At 63.7% G+C, this 17409-nt stretch carries 13 protein-coding genes; 9 read left to right on the top strand and 4 right to left on the bottom strand.

From position 1 onward, the window contains the following. Positions 1-116: 116 nt before the first annotated feature. The 3 genes from EN808_RS29160 (at position 117) to EN808_RS29150 (ending at position 2782) form a co-directional block, all read left to right on the top strand. Positions 117-971 (top strand): MetQ/NlpA family lipoprotein, encoded by an 855-nt coding sequence (locus EN808_RS29160; RefSeq protein ID WP_135917530.1) that lies wholly within the window; start codon positions 117-119, stop codon positions 969-971. Between the two features lie 85 nt (positions 972-1056). Then, the gene (locus EN808_RS29155; RefSeq protein ID WP_135883921.1) at positions 1057-2145 is read left to right on the top strand and encodes a methionine ABC transporter ATP-binding protein; all 1089 of its coding nucleotides are present in this window, start codon (positions 1057-1059) and stop codon (positions 2143-2145) included. Continuing rightward, the gene (locus tag EN808_RS29150; RefSeq protein WP_135917528.1) at positions 2126-2782 is read left to right on the top strand and encodes a methionine ABC transporter permease; all 657 of its coding nucleotides are present in this window, start codon (positions 2126-2128) and stop codon (positions 2780-2782) included. Before EN808_RS29155 ends, EN808_RS29150 begins: the two co-directional genes overlap by 20 nt. 52 nt (positions 2783-2834) lie before the next feature. Here EN808_RS29150 and EN808_RS29145 read toward each other — a convergent pair whose 3' ends face one another. Beyond that, positions 2835-3041: a hypothetical protein gene (locus EN808_RS29145; RefSeq protein WP_135917526.1), complete on the bottom strand. Its 207-nt coding sequence runs from the start codon at positions 3039-3041 to the stop codon at positions 2835-2837. 118 nt (positions 3042-3159) lie between these two features. Here EN808_RS29145 and EN808_RS29140 point away from each other — a divergent pair, with 118 nt between their 5' ends. Then, complete coding sequence (locus tag EN808_RS29140; RefSeq protein ID WP_135917524.1) at positions 3160-5064, top strand: BTAD domain-containing putative transcriptional regulator; 1905 nt, start codon at positions 3160-3162, stop codon at positions 5062-5064. Between the two features lie 24 nt (positions 5065-5088). Here EN808_RS29140 and EN808_RS29135 read toward each other — a convergent pair whose 3' ends face one another. From EN808_RS29135 to EN808_RS29120, 3 genes are all read right to left on the bottom strand, one after another. Beyond that, positions 5089-6204 carry an aminomethyltransferase family protein gene (locus EN808_RS29135; RefSeq protein WP_135917522.1) on the bottom strand — a complete coding sequence of 372 codons (1116 nt, stop codon included), beginning with the start codon at positions 6202-6204 and terminating at the stop codon, positions 5089-5091. A 185-nt stretch (positions 6205-6389) separates the two neighbouring features. Then, positions 6390-8087: a hydantoinase B/oxoprolinase family protein gene (locus EN808_RS29130; protein ID WP_135917520.1), complete on the bottom strand. Its 1698-nt coding sequence runs from the start codon at positions 8085-8087 to the stop codon at positions 6390-6392. Positions 8088-8361: 274 nt separating this feature from the next. Beyond that, positions 8362-10446, bottom strand: coding sequence for a hydantoinase/oxoprolinase family protein (locus EN808_RS29120; protein WP_135917518.1), 2085 nt, complete (start codon positions 10444-10446; stop codon positions 8362-8364). Between the two features lie 220 nt (positions 10447-10666). Between EN808_RS29120 and EN808_RS29115 the strand changes: the two genes are divergently transcribed. The 5 genes from EN808_RS29115 (at position 10667) to EN808_RS29095 (ending at position 17145) form a co-directional block, all read left to right on the top strand. After that, complete coding sequence (locus tag EN808_RS29115) at positions 10667-11494, top strand: ferredoxin--NADP reductase (RefSeq protein ID WP_127275363.1); 828 nt, start codon at positions 10667-10669, stop codon at positions 11492-11494. Positions 11495-11698: 204 nt separating this feature from the next. After that, a complete protein-coding gene (gene deoC / locus EN808_RS29110; protein ID WP_135917516.1) occupies positions 11699-12745 on the top strand; it encodes a deoxyribose-phosphate aldolase in 1047 nt (348 codons plus the stop codon). A 66-nt stretch (positions 12746-12811) separates the two neighbouring features. Then, positions 12812-15184, top strand: coding sequence for an aldehyde dehydrogenase family protein (locus EN808_RS29105; protein ID WP_127871139.1), 2373 nt, complete (start codon positions 12812-12814; stop codon positions 15182-15184). Between the two features lie 173 nt (positions 15185-15357). Beyond that, positions 15358-16089 (top strand): SDR family oxidoreductase, encoded by a 732-nt coding sequence (locus EN808_RS29100; RefSeq protein ID WP_127871138.1) that lies wholly within the window; start codon positions 15358-15360, stop codon positions 16087-16089. A 210-nt stretch (positions 16090-16299) separates the two neighbouring features. Next, positions 16300-17145 carry a fumarylacetoacetate hydrolase family protein gene (locus EN808_RS29095; RefSeq protein ID WP_127275359.1) on the top strand — a complete coding sequence of 282 codons (846 nt, stop codon included), beginning with the start codon at positions 16300-16302 and terminating at the stop codon, positions 17143-17145. Positions 17146-17409: the final 264 nt, after the last annotated feature.

Here is a 17409-nt window from a genome sequence, read left to right as displayed (position 1 = left end):
CTTCAGGGAGAATGGCGAAAGGCGTTCTTTGATAAAATCGATAGAATTTCTGACGATGTGAACAAGCCTAGGCAATCCGCCTTGCTGCCATGACTTCACAACCGCAGAGATCAATCATGTCCGACCTCAACAACACTGTGTCCTCTTCCCCAAGGTCAACCCTGAACCGCCGCAGCGGTCTTGCTCTGCTGTTCGCATCGGCCGTCGCGATCGGCGGCCTGATGGCGCCGCATGCCTCGTTCGCCGAGGACAAGAAGGCGATCAAGGTCGGCATCATCAGCGGCGAGGACGAGGATGTCTGGCGCGTCGTGGTCGCTCAAGCCGCCGAGAAGGGCCTGAGCATCGAGACGGTGGTGTTCAACGACTATACCCAGCCGAATGAGGCGCTGGAGCGCGGCGAGATCGACGCCAACGCCTTCCAGCACCAGCCCTATCTCGACAACCAGATCAAGACGCAGGGCTACCATATCGTGCGCGTCGGCTATACCGGCGTGTGGCCGATCGGCCTGTATTCCAAGAAGTACAAAGAGGTCGCCGGCCTGCCCGAGGGCGCGGTGATCGGAGTGCCCAACGATCCGTCCAATGAAGGCCGGGCGCTGCGCGTGCTGCAGAATGAGGGCGTGATCAAGCTGAAGGACGGTACCGGCATCCTGGCCACCACCGCCGACATCGCCGAAAACCCCAAGAAGGTCGAGATCAAGGAACTCGACGCCGGCATCGTCGGCCGCTCGGTCGAAGACCTCGACGCCGCGGTCGTCAACACCGACTGGGCGCTGAAAAGCGGCCTGACACCGGAAAACCGTATCGCGCAGGAGCCGATCGCAGACAATCCGTACCGCAACTTCATCGCGGTCAAGGTCGGCAACGAGAACGAGGCCTGGGTGAAGACGCTGGTGGCGTCCTACCAGAACGAGGCGGTCAAGGCCGAGTTCGACAAGGTCTACAAGGGCACCGGCCTCAGCGCCTATTGAGCAATCCGGGCACGAAAGTGTCTGCTTTGACAAGAAAAGCGGTCCGCGCAACGCGCGGGCCGCAATCCTGTTTCGGGATCCGCGTATGAACCAGCATGTGACCGCAGCCATCGAGAACACGAACGACGCCGATGCACCGGCGCAGGACGTGGTGCGTCTTGTCGAGCTGAAGCGCCGCTTCGGCGCGACGGCGGCGCTCGACGGCATTTCCCTGACGGTGCGCAAGGGAGAGATCCTCGGCATCATCGGCCGCAGCGGCGCCGGCAAATCGACGCTGATCCGCTGCCTCAACGGGTTGGAGCGGCCCGATTCCGGCGAGGTGTTCATCGAGGGCCGCGAAATCAGCCGGCTCGGCGAGCGCGACCTGCAGCCGCTGCGGCGGCGCATCGGCATGATCTTCCAGCATTTCAACCTGCTGTCGGCCAAGACGGTCGAGGATAATGTGGCGCTGCCGCTGAAGATCGAGGGCCGGCCAAAGGCCGAACGGCTGAAGCGGGCGGCGGAACTGCTCGATCTGGTCGGCCTGTCGGAAAAGGCGAAAGCCTATCCGGCGTCACTGTCGGGCGGCCAGAAGCAGCGCGTCGGCATCGCCCGGGCGCTGGCCGCGCGGCCGGCGCTGCTTCTGTCGGACGAAGCGACGTCAGCGCTCGACCCAGAGACGACGCGGTCCATCCTCGCCTTGCTCAAGGACATCAACCGGCAGCTTGGCCTGACCATCCTGCTGATCACCCACGAGATGGAGGTGATCCGCTCGATCGCCGACCGGGTGGCGGTGATCGACGCCGGACGCATCGTCGAGGAAGGGCCAGTCTGGTCTGTGTTCGCCGATCCACGGTCCGAGATCACAAGACGCCTGCTCGGCGCGATCCGGCCGCAACTGCCGCCGGAGCTGGCGGCGCGGCTGCTGCCCGCGGGTGGTACCGAAACGATCTTGCGCGTCGACGTTGCGGGGGAGCCTGCGCGCGGGCCGCTGCTGTCCGACCTTGCGAGAACCGTGCCCGGTGCCTTCCGGCTCGTCCATGGCGGCATCGACCATATTCAGCGAGAGCCGGTGGGGACGCTGTTCCTCTCTATCCCTGGCGGCGATGCGGGTCATCTCGCCGAGGTGATCGCTTTTCTGGAATCCCGCCAGGCGCGGGTGGAGGTGCTTGGCCATGTCGCCGATCCTGTTTGAGCTTCTGCTGCGGTCGATCTGGGAGACGGTGCTGATGACGGCCGCCTCCGGCCTGATCTCGCTGGTGTTCGGCCTGCCGCTCGGCCTGGCGCTGATCGCCACCGAACGCGGCGGCATTGCCGAAAGCCCGTGGGTGAATCGCGTGCTCGGCGCCGTCATCAACGGCTTCCGCTCGGTGCCGTTCATCATCCTTCTGGTGGCGCTGATCCCTGTGACGCGGCTGATCGTCGGCACTTCGATCGGCACCTGGGCGGCCATCGTGCCGCTGTCGATCGCCGCCACGCCCTACTATGCGCGGATCGCCGAAGTGTCGCTGCGCGATGTCGACCACGGCCTGATCGAGGCCGCCCGCGCCATGGGCGGCAATCGTTGGACGATCATCCGCGAGGTGCTGGTGCCCGAGGCCCTGCCCGGCATCGTCGCCGGCTTCACGGTGACGCTGGTGACGCTGGTCGGCGCCTCGGCGATGGCCGGCGCCATCGGCGCCGGCGGCCTCGGCGACCTCGCCATCCGCTATGGCTATCAACGGTTTGAGACGTCGGTGATGATCGCCGTGGTGATCGTACTGATCATCCTGGTCTGCGGCATCCAGTGGGTGGGCGATCGGGTGGTGGCGCGGCTCGACCGGCGAGGGTGACGTACAAGCCGACGAATGTGACGCCTGCTTCGCAGCGTTCAGGCGAAGACGTTCAGTAATTGTCGACGTCCTTATCGGGATGGCGCCCGGGATTATTCTCATCGAGACCCGTCGCCGCGCCGTAGGCGTTCCAGGTCGCATAGGCGTATGCCTCTGTTATTCTGTACAGGAAGCGACCCAGACGGAACTTCGGCCACTTCAACAGCCTCTTTGTGAGAGTCCTGCCTGCCTTTCCCAAGACCTGCGCAACAATGGACATTGGAGTTTTCCTCTCGGATGTTGTTAGTTGCGAGAGGCAACATCGAATGCGGGGCGTGAGATGCCTGTGAAAAGCTCGTGAATATCGCGAAAAAAGCGGAAATTCAGAGTACATCGCGATGAGCCCGGCGCGGCTAGATCTCTTGGGTGGTTTTCACCTGACGTCGCCGCAGGGCAAACCCTTTGAGGTGGCCGCCAAGAAGAACAGAGCACTTCTGGGCATTCTCTCCGTGGCGCCGAATCAGGAGGCGACGCGTCACAAGCTGGCCGCTCTTCTGTGGAGCGATCGAGGTGAGGAGCAGGCGAGAAACAGCCTGCGGCAGGCCTTGGCCGCTATCCGCAAAGACTTTGCTGGGTTGGGAGAGGATGCCTTGGTCCTGGTCGGGGACCGTATCGCGCTCAATCCCAAATTCTTCACCATCGACGTGACTGAATTCGTCGCTGCATCCGCCAGCCGTGACTCGGCTGAGCTGCGGCGGGCTGCCACCCTCTATGCCGGCCCTTTTCTTGATGGGTTGAGCACATTTGACAACGCGTTCGAGGATTGGCTTCGCGAAGTCCGTGCCGACCTGTCCTTGCGGGCAATCGATGTGTTCCAGCTTCTGGCAGAATCGGAGAGCGGCATCGAGCGCGTTGCAATTTGCGAACGGCTGGTTGCTCTTGATCCGCTGCGGGAACCGTCGCATGTCGCATTGATGCGGGCGCACATCGCCTCAGGTCAGGCTGCGCTCGCCATCAAGCAGTATGAGGCGTGCAAGCTGTTGCTGAGGCGGGAGCTGAATCTGGAGCCAGGTGACGAGCTTCGGCTATTGCGCAGGAGCATGGACGAGCCGTCCAAACCACAGACCGGCGGCGCATCAAGCCGCGGGCCAGTCGTTGCAGTTCTTGCATTCGAGAATATGAGCAGCGACCCCAGCCAGGAATATTTCAGCGACGGGGTCACCGAGGACATCATCACCGAACTGGGGCGCTTCGGCGAACTTCATCTCATAGCCCGCAATTCCTCATTTGTGTTCAAGGGAAAGATTGTCGACGCCGTCACCATCGCGAAGCAGTTGTCCGTCGACTACCTGCTTCGGGGCAGCATTCGCCGTGCCGGCGATAGGGTCAGGATCTCATCGCAACTCATAGAGGCCAAATCCGGCAATCAAATCTGGGCTGATCGATTCGATCGGGAGCTGACAGATATTTTTGAACTCCAGGAAGAGATCGCCAGAAGTGTCGCTATCACCGTCATCGGCACAATCCGCACTTCGGGTGTGGAGAAGATACGGCGCCTTCCGATCACCCAGCTCGATGCCTACGATCTGTATCTTCAGGCTCGCGTTCTGATGGTTCGCTATGACACGACTCTGGAAGCAGAGCCCTACCTTGCCAGGGCGATCGAGCTCGACCCGAATGTCGCTACCATCCATGCAATGATGGCGACTGTGCTCACAAGCAAATGGCTGCTTGAGGGGGACGGGAACACGCTCAAGATCGCTCTTGCCCACGGTCGCCGTGCTCTAAAACTTGAGCCGAAACAGGCATGGAGCCATACAGCGGTGGGTCACACGCTCATCTTCATGGGACAGTTAGAGGAGGCGTTGCTGCATCTCGAGCAGGGTGTGAACCTTAATCCCAACGAAACCCGGGCGAGAGCAATACGGGGCTTGTGCTGGAGCTATCTCGGCCGGCATGAGGAAGCGCTGTCCGATCTGGACGTCTGTATCGCCCGTGATCCCCTAAATTACGACTGGTTCTGGGATCTACGCGGACAGGTTCTCCTGGTTCTCGGACGGTATCCTGAGGCGATAGCCTCCTACCGGAATCTCTATTCTTATGCATTTTGGGCATATGCGTTTCTGGCGGTCTGTCATTGGAGAATGGGCGACGGGCAACTCGCCGCTCACGCAGCCAGACAGTGTCTGGCGGCAAGGCCCGATGCGACCGTGAGCACCATCTTGATCGATCCGTATCGTGACCCAAAGATTCTTGAGGATCTTCGGAGAGACCTGCTTGCCGTCGGCATACCCGATGGATGAGTGTCGATCTTCCGATAGGCCGCTCTAGCCTCTCAACCTAACCCCTTCCGGGTCGAAGAAGGGGATCGGCGCCACGACCGCGCGGGTAGGATTGCCGCGTATATCGATGCTGAGCTCCGTTCCAACAGCCGTGAACGGCAACCGCAGGTGCGCGGTCGCCAACACCTTGCCAAGGGAATAGCCGTGGTCGCTATAGGTGACCACGCCCACATCCCTGCCGTCGGCCATCACCCTGGCATCCGTCGCGACCGGCTTGTCGCCGTCGAGGATCAGGCCGGTCCAGCGCTCGTCGAGGCCCTTGTCGCGGATCTTGAGCAGCGCTTCGCGGCCGACGAAATCGCCCTTGTCGAACTTGATCCAGCGGTCGAGGCCGACATGGAACGGCGTGCGGCTCTCGTCCATGTCGATGCCATGCGCCGGATAGGCCTTTTCCAGGCCGAGCGTGAACATAGCCAGCACGCCATAGGGTTTCAGGCCGAAGGCTTGGCCAGTCCGCATCAGCGCCTCCCAGACCGAGGTCGCCTCGTCCGCAGGCACGAACAGTTCGAAGCCGAGTTCGCCGGTGACGCCTGTGCGCGAAATCATGACCTTGGTTTCGCCGACGCGACCCGAGGTGAACGCCCAGCGCTTCAACCCATCGAGATCGGCATCCGCGACCAAAGCCTTGAGGAGTTCGCGCGAACGCGGACCCTGGATGGTCGGGAAGGCGACCGCCGCCGTGATGTCGGTGACATAGGCCTTGCGCCCCTCAGCATGATGCTGGAGCCAGGGCAGCATCTTCAGCCGGTTGACCGAGCCGGTCACCAGCATGAAATGCTCGGGCGCCAGCCGGAACACGGTGAGGTCGTCCATGATGCCGCCGTCCTCGCGGCAGACGGTGGAGTACCGCACATTGCCCGGTTTCATCGCCGCGGCGTCGTTGACGATGACATGGTTGACCAGCGCCTCGGCGTCCGGACCCTTGATGTCCATCTTGCCCATGGTGCTGAGGTCCTGCACGCCGACATTGGCGCGTGTGTTCAGGTGCTCGTCGGCAATGCCGGAATAGTATCTGGCCGAGATGAAATCGCCGCCGACCCGGCCCATGGTCGCGCCCAGCCCGACGATGCTGCTGTAGAAAGGGGAACGCCGCTCAGCCAAGATAGTCAAGCAGCGCCGGTGGCGATGGTGAGGGCGACGGAAGCGGCAAGCACGAAACGACCGAAAAGACGCATGTTCGGGATCTCCGTTGACCGGATAAATCTACGGGCTTTCATGCTCCCGGCGGAGACGGAAACGACACGTCATGCGGCGATCACGGCGCGGGGCGGCTCATCCGAGTTTGGTCAGCTTCCTTGTGCCTCGATCCCGAACAGATGCTTGGCTTGCTCAGCTGTATAATAGCCAAGCTGGACATCCTGAGCGACCAGTTTCGGGTCGCGCTCACGCGGATCGCCATAGCCGCCGCCGCCCGGCGTGCCGACGCGCACGCGGTCGCCGGCCTTCAGCGGGATGTCCTGCTCCTTGGAGAGGTGCGGCGGTATGTGTTCTACGCCATCGCGGAAGACGGTCACGCTGTTGGGCTCGCCATCCCCACCGCCGAGCGCGCCCTGCGGGCCGAAACGGCCATGGTCCATGACGAAGGAGGCCCGCGCCTCGCCGCGCAGGATCTCGACCTCGTAGGCGAGGCCGAAACCGCCGCGATGCTTGCCGGCGCCACCCGAGCCTTCGCGCAAGGCATAGTGCCGGTAGAGCACGGGAAAAGCCTGCTCCATGATCTCGACCGGCGGCGATTTCGAAATGCCGATGGTCGAGCAGCCATTGGTCAGGCCGTCATGGCCCGAATTGCCGCCATAGCCGCCGCCGGAGATCTGGTACATGACATAGTCGCGGCCGCGCGCGGGGTCGCTGCCGCCCAAGGCGAAGTTGCCGCTGGAGCCGGCGGGAGCCGCCGTCACCTTGTCGGGCAATGCCTGCACCATCGCCGCGAACACCGCCTCGGCGATACGCTGCGAGACCTCCGCCGCACAGCCCGACACGGGGCGCGGATATTTGGCATCAAGGAAGGTGCCTTCCGGCCGCTTGACGATCAACGGCTCGAAGGCGCCGGCACTGATCGGCACATCCGGAAAAATGTGGCGCATGGCGAGATAGACCGAGGACAGGGTCGTCGCCAGCACGCTGTTCATCGGCCCGGCGCAAGGCCTGGACGAGCCGGCGAAATCGAAGGTCAGCGTGTCGCTCTGTTTCTCCACCGCAAGCGCGATGGTCAGCGGCTCGTTGACCACGCCGTCGGAATCGACAAAGGCCTTGGAGCGATAGGTGCCGTCGGGAATGGCCGCGATGTTGGCGCGCATCTGCTCGGCGGCGCGGCGGCGCAGTTCGGCGATCGCTTCGACAACAGTTTCGTCACCGTAACGATCCAGGATTCCATTGAGCCGATCCTGGCCGATCAGCAGCGCCGCCGCCTGCGCCCTGATGTCGCCGATGCGCTGGTCCGCGACGCGGATGTTGGAGCAGATGATGGCGTAGATCTCGGGGTCGAGCACGCCCTTCTTGAACAGTTTCACCGGCGGCAGCCGCAGGCCTTCCTGCTCGACGGCGGTGGCGGAAGCGGAGAAGCCGCCTGGCACCGAGCCGCCAATGTCGGGCCAGTGGCCGGTGTTGGACAGCCAGCAGAAGATCTTGCCGTCCCGGTAGACCGGCATGGCGAAGCGCACATCCATCAGATGCGTGCCGCCGAGATAGGGGTCGTTGACGATGTAGATGTCGCCCGGCTCCGGCAGCAGGCAGCGGCCGTCGGCGATCATTTCGATCACCGTCCTGGTCGAATATTGCATGACGCCGACGAACACCGGCAGGCCCTGGCTGCCTTGCGCGATCAGCGAGCCGTCTACCGCGGAATAGATGCCGTCGGAACGGTCATTGGCCTCGGCGATGACGGGCGAGAAGGCGGCGCGGGAAAAGGTCAGGTCCATCTCGTCGCAGACCTGCTGCAAGGCGGCCTGGAGAACCGAAAGCGTGATGGCCTCGAGACCGGTCATTGCTCAGTAATCCTCATGGCAGGGGCCGGACATGGAAGGCCTGAGACGTCGCGCCGCCCCTCATTGTCCTGCCGGACATTTCTCCCCGTATGGTGACGGGGAGAAAGACGCCGTCGCCGATGATTTCGCTCACCTTCAACGTCGCATGAAAAGCGCCGAGGCCGCAGCTGCATCCTTCTCCCCGTCACTATACGGGGAGAAGTGCCCGGCAGGGCGATGAGGGGCAGCGCGAGGCCGACTGTAAAAGGACAGAAACTAACAGACGAATTTCCCATCATTCCTTGCCCACATCGATGATGATGTTGCCGTCGGCGTCGCAGCGCGCGCGGTCGCCGGGTTCGAGCACGGTGGTGGCGTCCATCTGTTCGAGGATCGCCGGCCCTTCGATGACCGCATCGAGCGGCAGCTTTTCCCTGATGTACACCGGCGTGTCGTGCCAGCGTCCGCCATACCAGACCGGCCGGATTTCGCGCCGCGCCTCTTCCAGCGTTTTTGCCCGCCCGGCCGGGTCGATCAGGCGTGACAAGTCGATCGCCGGGCGCATCCCGGTGACCGAGGTGTTGAGGTTGACGAGGTTGGCGCGGATTTCGGGCAGCTCGACCTTGAAGCGAGCGAAATAGGCTTTCTCGAACAGGCCCTGCAATGCAGCTCGCGTTACCGAGGAGGACGGCAACGGCACGTTGATGATGTGGGTCTGGCCGACGAACTGCATGTCCGCGGAGTGGGTGACGCGGATCGTTGCCGGCTTCACCGCTTCCTTGGCGATCAGTTCCTCGCCTTCGTTCCGGTGCCGTTCCAATACTTGGTGGAGCCGGCTTTCATCAAGCAGGGCCACTGGCTGGTTGATGGTGTTGACGAAGTCGTGGCGCAGATCGGCGACGACGCAGCCGAGCGCATTGGTGATGCCGGGACGCGCCGGCACCAGCACTTTGGGCAGGCCGAGTTCGCGGGCGAGCGCCGTCGCATGCAGCGGCCCGGCGCCGCCGAAGGCGAACAGCGCGAAATCGCGGGGATCGTGGCCGCGCGATACGGATACCATGCGGATGGCGCCGGCCATCTTCATGTTGCCGAGCCTGAGCACCGCGCCAGCCGCTTCGACGCCGGACAGGCCGGTCGACTTGCCGATCCGGTCCTCGAAAATGCCGGTGACGCGCTCCGCTGTGACCGGATTGTCGACGGCCAGCAATTTCTTCGGCGCCAGCCGGCCGAGCACCAGGTTGGCGTCGGTGATGGTTGGCTCGGTCCCGCCGCGCCCATAGCAAATCGGGCCGGGATTGGCGCCCGCGCTTTCCGGACCGATCTGGATCAGTCCGGCCGCATCGACGCGGGCGATCGAACCACCGCCGGCGCCAACCGTATGCACCGCCACCATCGGGACATGGATCGGCATGGCGTATTCAATCTCGATCTCGTTCGAGACCGCCGGCTCGGCGTTGCGGATCAGCGCCACGTCGGTCGACGTGCCGCCCATGTCGTAGGTGACGAGGTTTTCGAAGCCGGCGCGCTTGCCCGTATAGGCGGCGGCGATGACGCCGGAGGCGGGCCCCGACATCACGGTCTTTGCCGATTCACGTGTGACGAAGCGGGCCGATATCATGCCGCCATTGCCGTTCATGATGAGGAAGTCTCTGATATAGCCCCTCGCGGCCAATTCCTTGCGCAGCCGCTCGACATAGCGCTCGAGTATCGGCTGCACCGAGGCATTGACCGAGGCGGTTACCCCGCGCTCGAATTCGCGTGCCTCCGACAGCAGCGCGTGGCCGGTGGTGATGTAGCCGTTCGGCCAGAACTCGGCGGCGATTTCGGCCGCCCGCCGTTCATGCGAAGGGTTGGCGTAGGAATGCAGGAAGTGGATAACGAGGGATTCGCAACCGGCGGCGATCAGCGCCTGTACGGCCTCACGCATTTCGACCTCGTCGAGCGGCGTGCGGATAGCACCTGATGCCTCGACGCGTTCGGACACCTCCAGCCGCAAATTGCGCGGGATGACCGGAACGAAGGTGCCCGTCATGCCATAGGGCTGCGGCCGCGTGCGCCGGCCAAGCTCGATCACATCGCGAAAACCGCGCGTGGTGATCATGCCGGTTTTCGCCAGGCGGCGCTCCAGCACCGCATTCGTGGTGGTGGTCGTGCCATGCACGATGAGATCGATGCCGTCGACCGGAAAGCCGGTGGCGCCAAGCGCCGAAACCACGCCAAAGGCCTGGTTGTCGACCGTGGTCGGGGTCTTGGCCAGATACACCTTGCCGCCGTCCTTGCCGTCGATCAGCAGCAGGTCGGTGAAGGTTCCGCCGACATCGATGCCGGCGACGACGCTGCCCAGGGAATCCGGCGGCTGCACCGAAAAATTCTCTTTCATTGTCGAAACCCGAAATGCTGGGACTACGGATATGCCGCAGTTTGGAAAGGTGTTTTACGGCGGCATCTTGACGCAAATATCGTTTGTATACTAATAAATTCTCGACACAAGAGCTTACCGCCTCGCAGTGTGTGCAAGGCACGCCGGAACCTGAATGGTTCGGGCGCGCACGGGAAAGTTTGGCGCCCGCGTCTGTAATTGGGCGAGAAGGTTGGAATTGATGAACACCACGCCCGCGTTCAATACCGCTGAAGCCCGCCCGCTGCAGTTTCCGATTCCGGCCAATGTCTATGCCGAAACCGTCGTCTCGGTGAAGCACTATACCGACCGGCTGTTCTCGTTCCGGATCACCCGTCCGCAGTCGCTGCGCTTCCGCTCGGGCGAGTTCGTGATGATCGGCCTGCCCAATGCCGAGAAGCCGGTGTACCGCGCCTACTCCGTCGCCAGCCCGGCCTGGGACGAAGAGCTGGAATTCTTCTCGATCAAGGTGCCGGACGGCCCGCTGACCTCGGAACTGCAGAAGATCCAGGTCGGCGACACCGTGATCATGCGCCAGAAGTCGACCGGCACGCTGGTCGTCGACGCGCTGACCCCGGCCAAGCGGCTGTTCATGATCTCGACCGGCACCGGCATCGCGCCCTTCGCCAGCCTGCTGCGCGACCCCGACACCTACGAGAAATTCGATCAGCTGATCCTGACCCATACCTGCCGCGACAATGCCGAGCTGATCTATGGCCAGGAACTGGTGGCGGCACTGGAAAGCGACCCGCTGATCGGCGAGCTGACCGCCGGCCGCGTCACGCTCTACAATTCGACGACACGCGAAGAGTCGGCGCGCATGGGCCGCATCACCGCGCTGATCGGCTCCGGCAAGTTCTACAGCGATCTCGGCATCGAGAAGCTCAATCCGGAAACCGACCGCATCATGATCTGCGGCTCGATGCACATGCTGAAGGACGTCAAGGAGCTGGCCGAAAGCCTCGGCTTCCAGGAAGGGTCGCTCAGCCACCCCTCGAGCTTCGTCGTCGAACGCGCCTTCGTCGGCTGAGGCCCGCGGGTCTCCCAGAAACCTTGTTTTGACCTTCCGGTCAAAAATCAGCTGCTTTCGCGGCCTTTTTCGGCTATCCCTCGCTTGAGGACTCGTGAAGCACGGCTTCGCGGGCTATCTTCGTGCGTGTCGCCCAAAAGTGTCGAACGGCTTTGGGAGGACGATGCGCCATCAGGCGCACGCCGCTGAATGAAAGGGCAGGAGATGAGCAGCACAATCCGCGAAGCCGATCTTGGCACCAAGGTGACGCCGCTGCCGGCACGCGCCGCCGCCAACACGCCGGTGCCGCTGGATCATCACATCGCGCGCAATCCCGGCCTGAAACTCGATCTCGGTTTTCTGGAATCGGTGCGCAGCGTCAACCGCTCGGCGCTGGAGCGCCGCGTCGCCAGCCTGACCAAGCGGCGCTCGATCAAGGCCGACAACCAGGCCGCCTGGCTGCTGCGGGCGATCGCCTGCATGGACCTGACGACACTGAACTCCAACGACACCGAGGAACGCGTGCGCCGGCTCTGCGCCAAGGCGATCAACCCGCTGCGCCGCGACATCATGGAAGGCCTCGGCATTGCGGGCGAAACCATCCGGCCGGCCGCCGTCTGCGTCTATCATCCCTTCGTTGCCACGGCCGTTGACGCCGTGCGCGGCACCGGCATCCATGTCGCCGCCGTCTCCACCGCCTTCCCGCATGGCCTGGCGCCGCTATCGACCCGCCTGCAGGAAATCGAGGCCTCGGTGAAGGACGGCGCCGACGAGATCGACGTCGTCATTCCGCGCGGCCTGGTGTTCGGCGCCAAGTGGCGGGAGCTCTACAACGAAATCGTCTCGATGCGTGCCGCCTGCGGGGACGCGCATCTGAAGGTCATTTTGGGCACCGGCGACCTCGCCACGCTGCGCAATGTCATGCTGGCCTCAATGGTGGCGATGATGGCGGGCGCCGATTTCATCAAGACCTCGACCGGCAAGGAAAGCGTCAACGCCACGCTGCCCGTCGGGCTTGCCATGGTGCGCGCCATCAGGGCCTATTTCGAGGAAACCGGCTATCTCATCGGTTTCAAGCCGGCCGGCGGCATTTCCACCGCGAAAGTGTCGCTCGACTGGCTGGTGCTGATGAAGGAAGAGCTCGGCCGGCCCTGGCTGGAGCCGGAGCTGTTCCGCTTCGGCGCGTCGAGCCTGCTCACCGACATCGAGCGCCAGCTCGAGCATCATCTGACCGGGCATTATTCGGCCAATCACCGCTACGCGATGGCGTAAGGCGAGCGAGGCCTTGAACGTGGAGCCCTACGGCGCCCCCCTGACAATTATCTGGAGCCCCGCCTGATGAACATTCTCGAACGCTATCACGCCATGGAATACGGCCCGGCGCCGGAGGCGCGCAACGAAGCTGATGCCTGGCTCGCGGCGCGCGATTTCGGCAAGGCGCTGTTCATCGGCGGCGATTGGAAGGCGGCGAGCGGCGGCAAGACTTTCGAGACCAGCGAACCGTCCTCCGGCAAGTTGTTGGCCAAGATTTCGGACGCCAACGCCGCCGACATCGACGCGGCCGTCGCGGCGGCCACGAAAGCGCTGCCGAAGTGGAGCGCCAGTTCAGGCTATCAGCGCGCGAAAGTGCTCTACGCCATCGGCCGCGCCATGCAGCGCCACCAGCGCCTGTTCGCGGTGCTTGAGACAATCGACAATGGCAAGCCGATCCGCGAGAGCCGCGATATCGACGTGCCGCTGGCCATCCGCCATTTCATCCATCACGCCGGCTGGGCACAGGCGCTGGACAGGGATTTCCCTGGCCACAAGGGTGTCGGCGTCGTCGGCCAGATCATCCCGTGGAATTTCCCGCTGCTGATGCTGGCCTGGAAGATCGCGCCCGCACTCGCGGCGGGCTGCACGGTGGTGCTGAAGCCGGCCGAATTCACGCCGCTCACATCAATCCTGTTCGCCGAGATCTGCGAACGCGCCGGTGTGCCGAAGGGCGTCGTCAACATCGTCCAGGGCGGCCCGGAAGCAGGAGCGGCGATCGTCAACCATCCCGGCATCCAGAAGATCGCCTTCACCGGCTCGTCCGAGGTCGGCAAGATCATCCGCAAGGCCACCGCCGGCTCGGGCAAGAAACTGTCGCTGGAACTTGGCGGCAAATCGGCCTTCATCGTTTTCGAGGACGCCGATCTCGACAGCGCCGTCGAAGGCCTCGTCGACGGCATCTGGTTCAACCAGGGCCAGGTCTGCTGCGCCGGTTCGCGCCTCTTGGTACAGGAAGGCATCGCCGACGCCTTGATCGCCAAGGTCAAGACGCGGATGAGCCGGTTGCGAGTCGGCAGCCCGCTCGACAAGAACACCGATATCGGCCCGCTGGTCGACCTGACCCAGCTCGACCGCGTCAAGGGACTGATCGCCGAGGGTGCCCGGCAGGGCGCCGTCTGCTGGCAGCCGGATGCAGCGCTGCCGTCTTCCGGCTACTATCATCTGCCGACGCTGGCAACGAGTGTTTCGCCGGCTAATATCCTTGCCCAGGAGGAGGTGTTCGGGCCTGTGCTTGCCACCATGACCTTCCGCAACACCGAGGAAGCGATCGAGCTTGCCAACAACACACGCTACGGGCTCGCCGCCTCGGTGTGGAGCGAGAACGTCAATCTCGCGCTCCATGTGGCGCCTCAGCTGAAGGCCGGCGTGGTGTGGGTTAACGGCACCAACATGTTCGACGCCGCCTGCGGCTTCGGCGGCTACCGCGAGAGCGGCTTCGGCCGCGAGGGCGGGCGCGAGGGCATGTTCGAATATCTATCGGCAAAATTGCCGCTCGGTTCGGTCATCAAGCCGGCGACGTCGTCCGCTCAGCCCGTCGAACAGGCGGATGGCTCAGCCATCGATCGCACGGCCAAGCTGTTCATCGGCGGCAAGCAGGTGCGGGCGGACGGCAATTATTCGATTGCCGTCGCCACCGCCAAGGGCAAGCTTGCCGGCGAAGTCGGGCTCGGCAACCGCAAGGATATCCGTGACGCCGTTTCAGCCGCGCGCGCCTGCAAGGCCTGGCCGGAGGCAACCGCCTATAACAGGTCCCAGGTGCTCTATTACCTGGCCGAGAACCTTTCCGGCCGTGCCAGCGAGTTTGCCGCCCGCCTCACCGAACTGACCGGGGCCAACGCCAAGGCGGCGCGGGACGAGGTCGAACAGTCGATTGAGCGGCTGTTCCTCTACGCCGGCCTCGCCGACAAGTTCGAGGGCCGGGTGCACCAGCCGCCGGCGCGTGCCGTGACGCTGGCGTTGCATGAGCCGGTCGGCGTCGTCGGCATCGTCGCGCCCGACAATCAGCCCTTGCTCGGCTTCATCTCGCTGGTCGCGCCGGCGCTGGCCATGGGCAACACGGTGGTGGCCGTGCCGTCGGAACGCCACCCGCTGCTGGCCACCGATCTCTATCAGGTCATCGAATATTCCGACGTGCCCGCCGGCGCCATCAACATCGTTACCGGCCGCACGGCGGAGCTTGCAGGCGTGCTGGCCAAGCATGACGACGTCGACGGGCTCTGGCTGTTTGCCGACGCCGACACCTGCGCCAAGGCGGAAGCCGACTCCGTCGGCAACCTCAAGCGCGTCTGGAGCGGCAATGGCCGCAGCCTCGACTGGGCCTCGGAAGAAGCCGCCGGTGACGCCTTGCTGCGCCGCGCCATCGAGGTGAAGAATGTCTGGGTGCCTTACGGCGACTGATGTTCGCACTTGGTGATCGCGTTCGGGCTTGACGCCCGGACGCATGTTCTTTAACGAGAAAAAACATCTTTATCAGTGAACTGGCACAGGCCGCACGATCGCGCCTGACTGGCACATGACGCCTTCGCCGGCCGCCGATAAAGGCAGTTGACCCAAGCAGGCGAGGAAAAGATATGGCGGATCTGGCAGGCAAGGTCGTTGTCATCACGGCGGCGGCGCAAGGCATCGGCAAGGCAAGCGCGCTGGCCTTCGCCAAGGCTGGCGCCACCGTCCATGCCACCGACATCAACGAGACGCTGCTGGCGGAACTCGCCAAGACCTCCGGCATCAAGACGCGCAAGGTCGACGTCCTCAATGACGAGGCGGTCAACTCGGCCTTCGCCGAGATCGGCCGTGTCGATGTGCTGTTCAACTGCGCCGGTTTCGTCCATTCCGGCTCGATCCTCGAGATGAAGGATGGCGACCTCGATTTCGCGCTCAACCTCAACGTTCGCGCCATGGTCCGCACCATCCGCGCCGTGTTGCCGGGCATGCTGGAGCGCGGCGACGGATCGATCATCAACATGGCCTCGCTGGCGAGCTCGACCAAGGGTGTACCGAACCGCTTCGTCTATGGCCTGAGCAAAGCCGCGGTCATCGGCCTGACCAAGGCGGTCGCGGCCGACTATGTCGGCAAGGGCATACGCTGCAACGCCATCTGCCCCGGCACGGTCGAGAGCCCTTCGCTGGAGGACCGAATGCACGCGCAGGGCGACTACGAAGCCGCGCGTGCCGCCTTCATCGCCCGCCAGCCGATGGGCCGGCTCGGCACGCCGGAAGAGATTGCCGATCTCGCCGTCTACCTGGGCGGCGCCACCTACACATCGGGGCAGGCCTACAATATCGACGGCGGCTGGTCGATCTGAGCGCTGCCCGGAGACAATCGCGGGCACCGGGCGATCGGGTTTGGCGAAGGATCGGGAAGTCTGAAAATCCCGCTCGCCGGCTGTCAAAACAGGCTGCCTGCGCTTGTCGTGAAGCAGGCCGGTGGCTAGGGTCCGCCCGGTTCCGAAAGGGCTGATGCCTCGGCGGAGAGTTTGTAGAACGGCCGCGAGGCCGCAATCAGGAGAAGATGCATGAAACTGCTGCGCTATGGCGAGGTGGGAAGCGAACGTCCCGGCCTGCTCGATGCGGATGGAACGATCCGCGATCTCTCCGCCCATGTCGCCGATATCGCCGGCACCACGCTTCATCCGGCCTCGCTCGACATGCTGTCGAAGCTCGATGCAAAGTCGCTGCCGGCGGTTTCCGGCAAGCCTCGGCTCGGCGCCTGCGTGGCCGGCACCGGCAAGTTCATCTGCATCGGCCTCAACTATTCCGACCACGCCGCCGAAACCGGCGCTACCGTGCCGCCGGAGCCGATCATCTTCATGAAGGCAAGCTCGGCCATTGTCGGCCCCGACGATGACGTGCTGATCCCGCGCGGCTCGGAGAAGACCGACTGGGAAGTCGAGCTCGGCGTGGTCATCGGCAAGACCGCGAAGTATGTCAGCGAAGCCGATGCGCTCGACTACGTCGCCGGTTACTGCGTCTCCCATGACGTGTCCGAACGCGCTTTCCAGGCCGAGCGCCAGGGCCAGTGGACCAAGGGCAAGAGCTGCGACACGTTCGGTCCGACCGGCCCGTGGCTGGTGACCAAGGACGAAGTATCCGACCCGCAGAACCTCAAAATGTGGCTGACCGTCAACGGCAAGACGATGCAGAACGGTTCGACCAAGACCATGGTCTACGGCGTCGCCTATCTCGTCTCCTACCTCAGCCAGTTCATGTCGCTGCACCCCGGCGACATTATTTCGACGGGCACCCCGCCCGGCGTCGGCCTGGGCATGAAGCCGCCGGTGTTTCTCAAGGCTGGCGATGTGGTGGAGCTGGGCATCGAAGGCTTGGGGCAGCAGAAGCAGACGTTTAGGGCTGACGTTTAAGCGCGGCTTCTTACCTTCTCCCCTTGTGGGAGAAGGTGGCCTCGCGAAGCGAGGTAGGATGAGGGGTGCGCGAAGGATCTCTGCTTTGCAGAAGCAAGCGGTCGAAATCTCTTGACCTTTTCACGCCTCACTCCGCTGGAACACCCCTTGTGTGTTTGGAATCGTGCATTGTTGAGGGTGCCACGGACCAGGTGCTTGCCTGATCCGTGGCGGCGGTCGAGAGCCCGTCACCCCTCAGGTGGCTTAAACCGTGGATGAGCTGGG

Source organism: Mesorhizobium sp. M8A.F.Ca.ET.165.01.1.1 (assembly GCF_004792065.1).
Taxonomy (GTDB): domain Bacteria; phylum Pseudomonadota; class Alphaproteobacteria; order Rhizobiales; family Rhizobiaceae; genus Mesorhizobium.
Note: the sequence above shows the minus strand (reverse complement) of the source record. Positions and strands in the feature narration are given on the sequence as shown.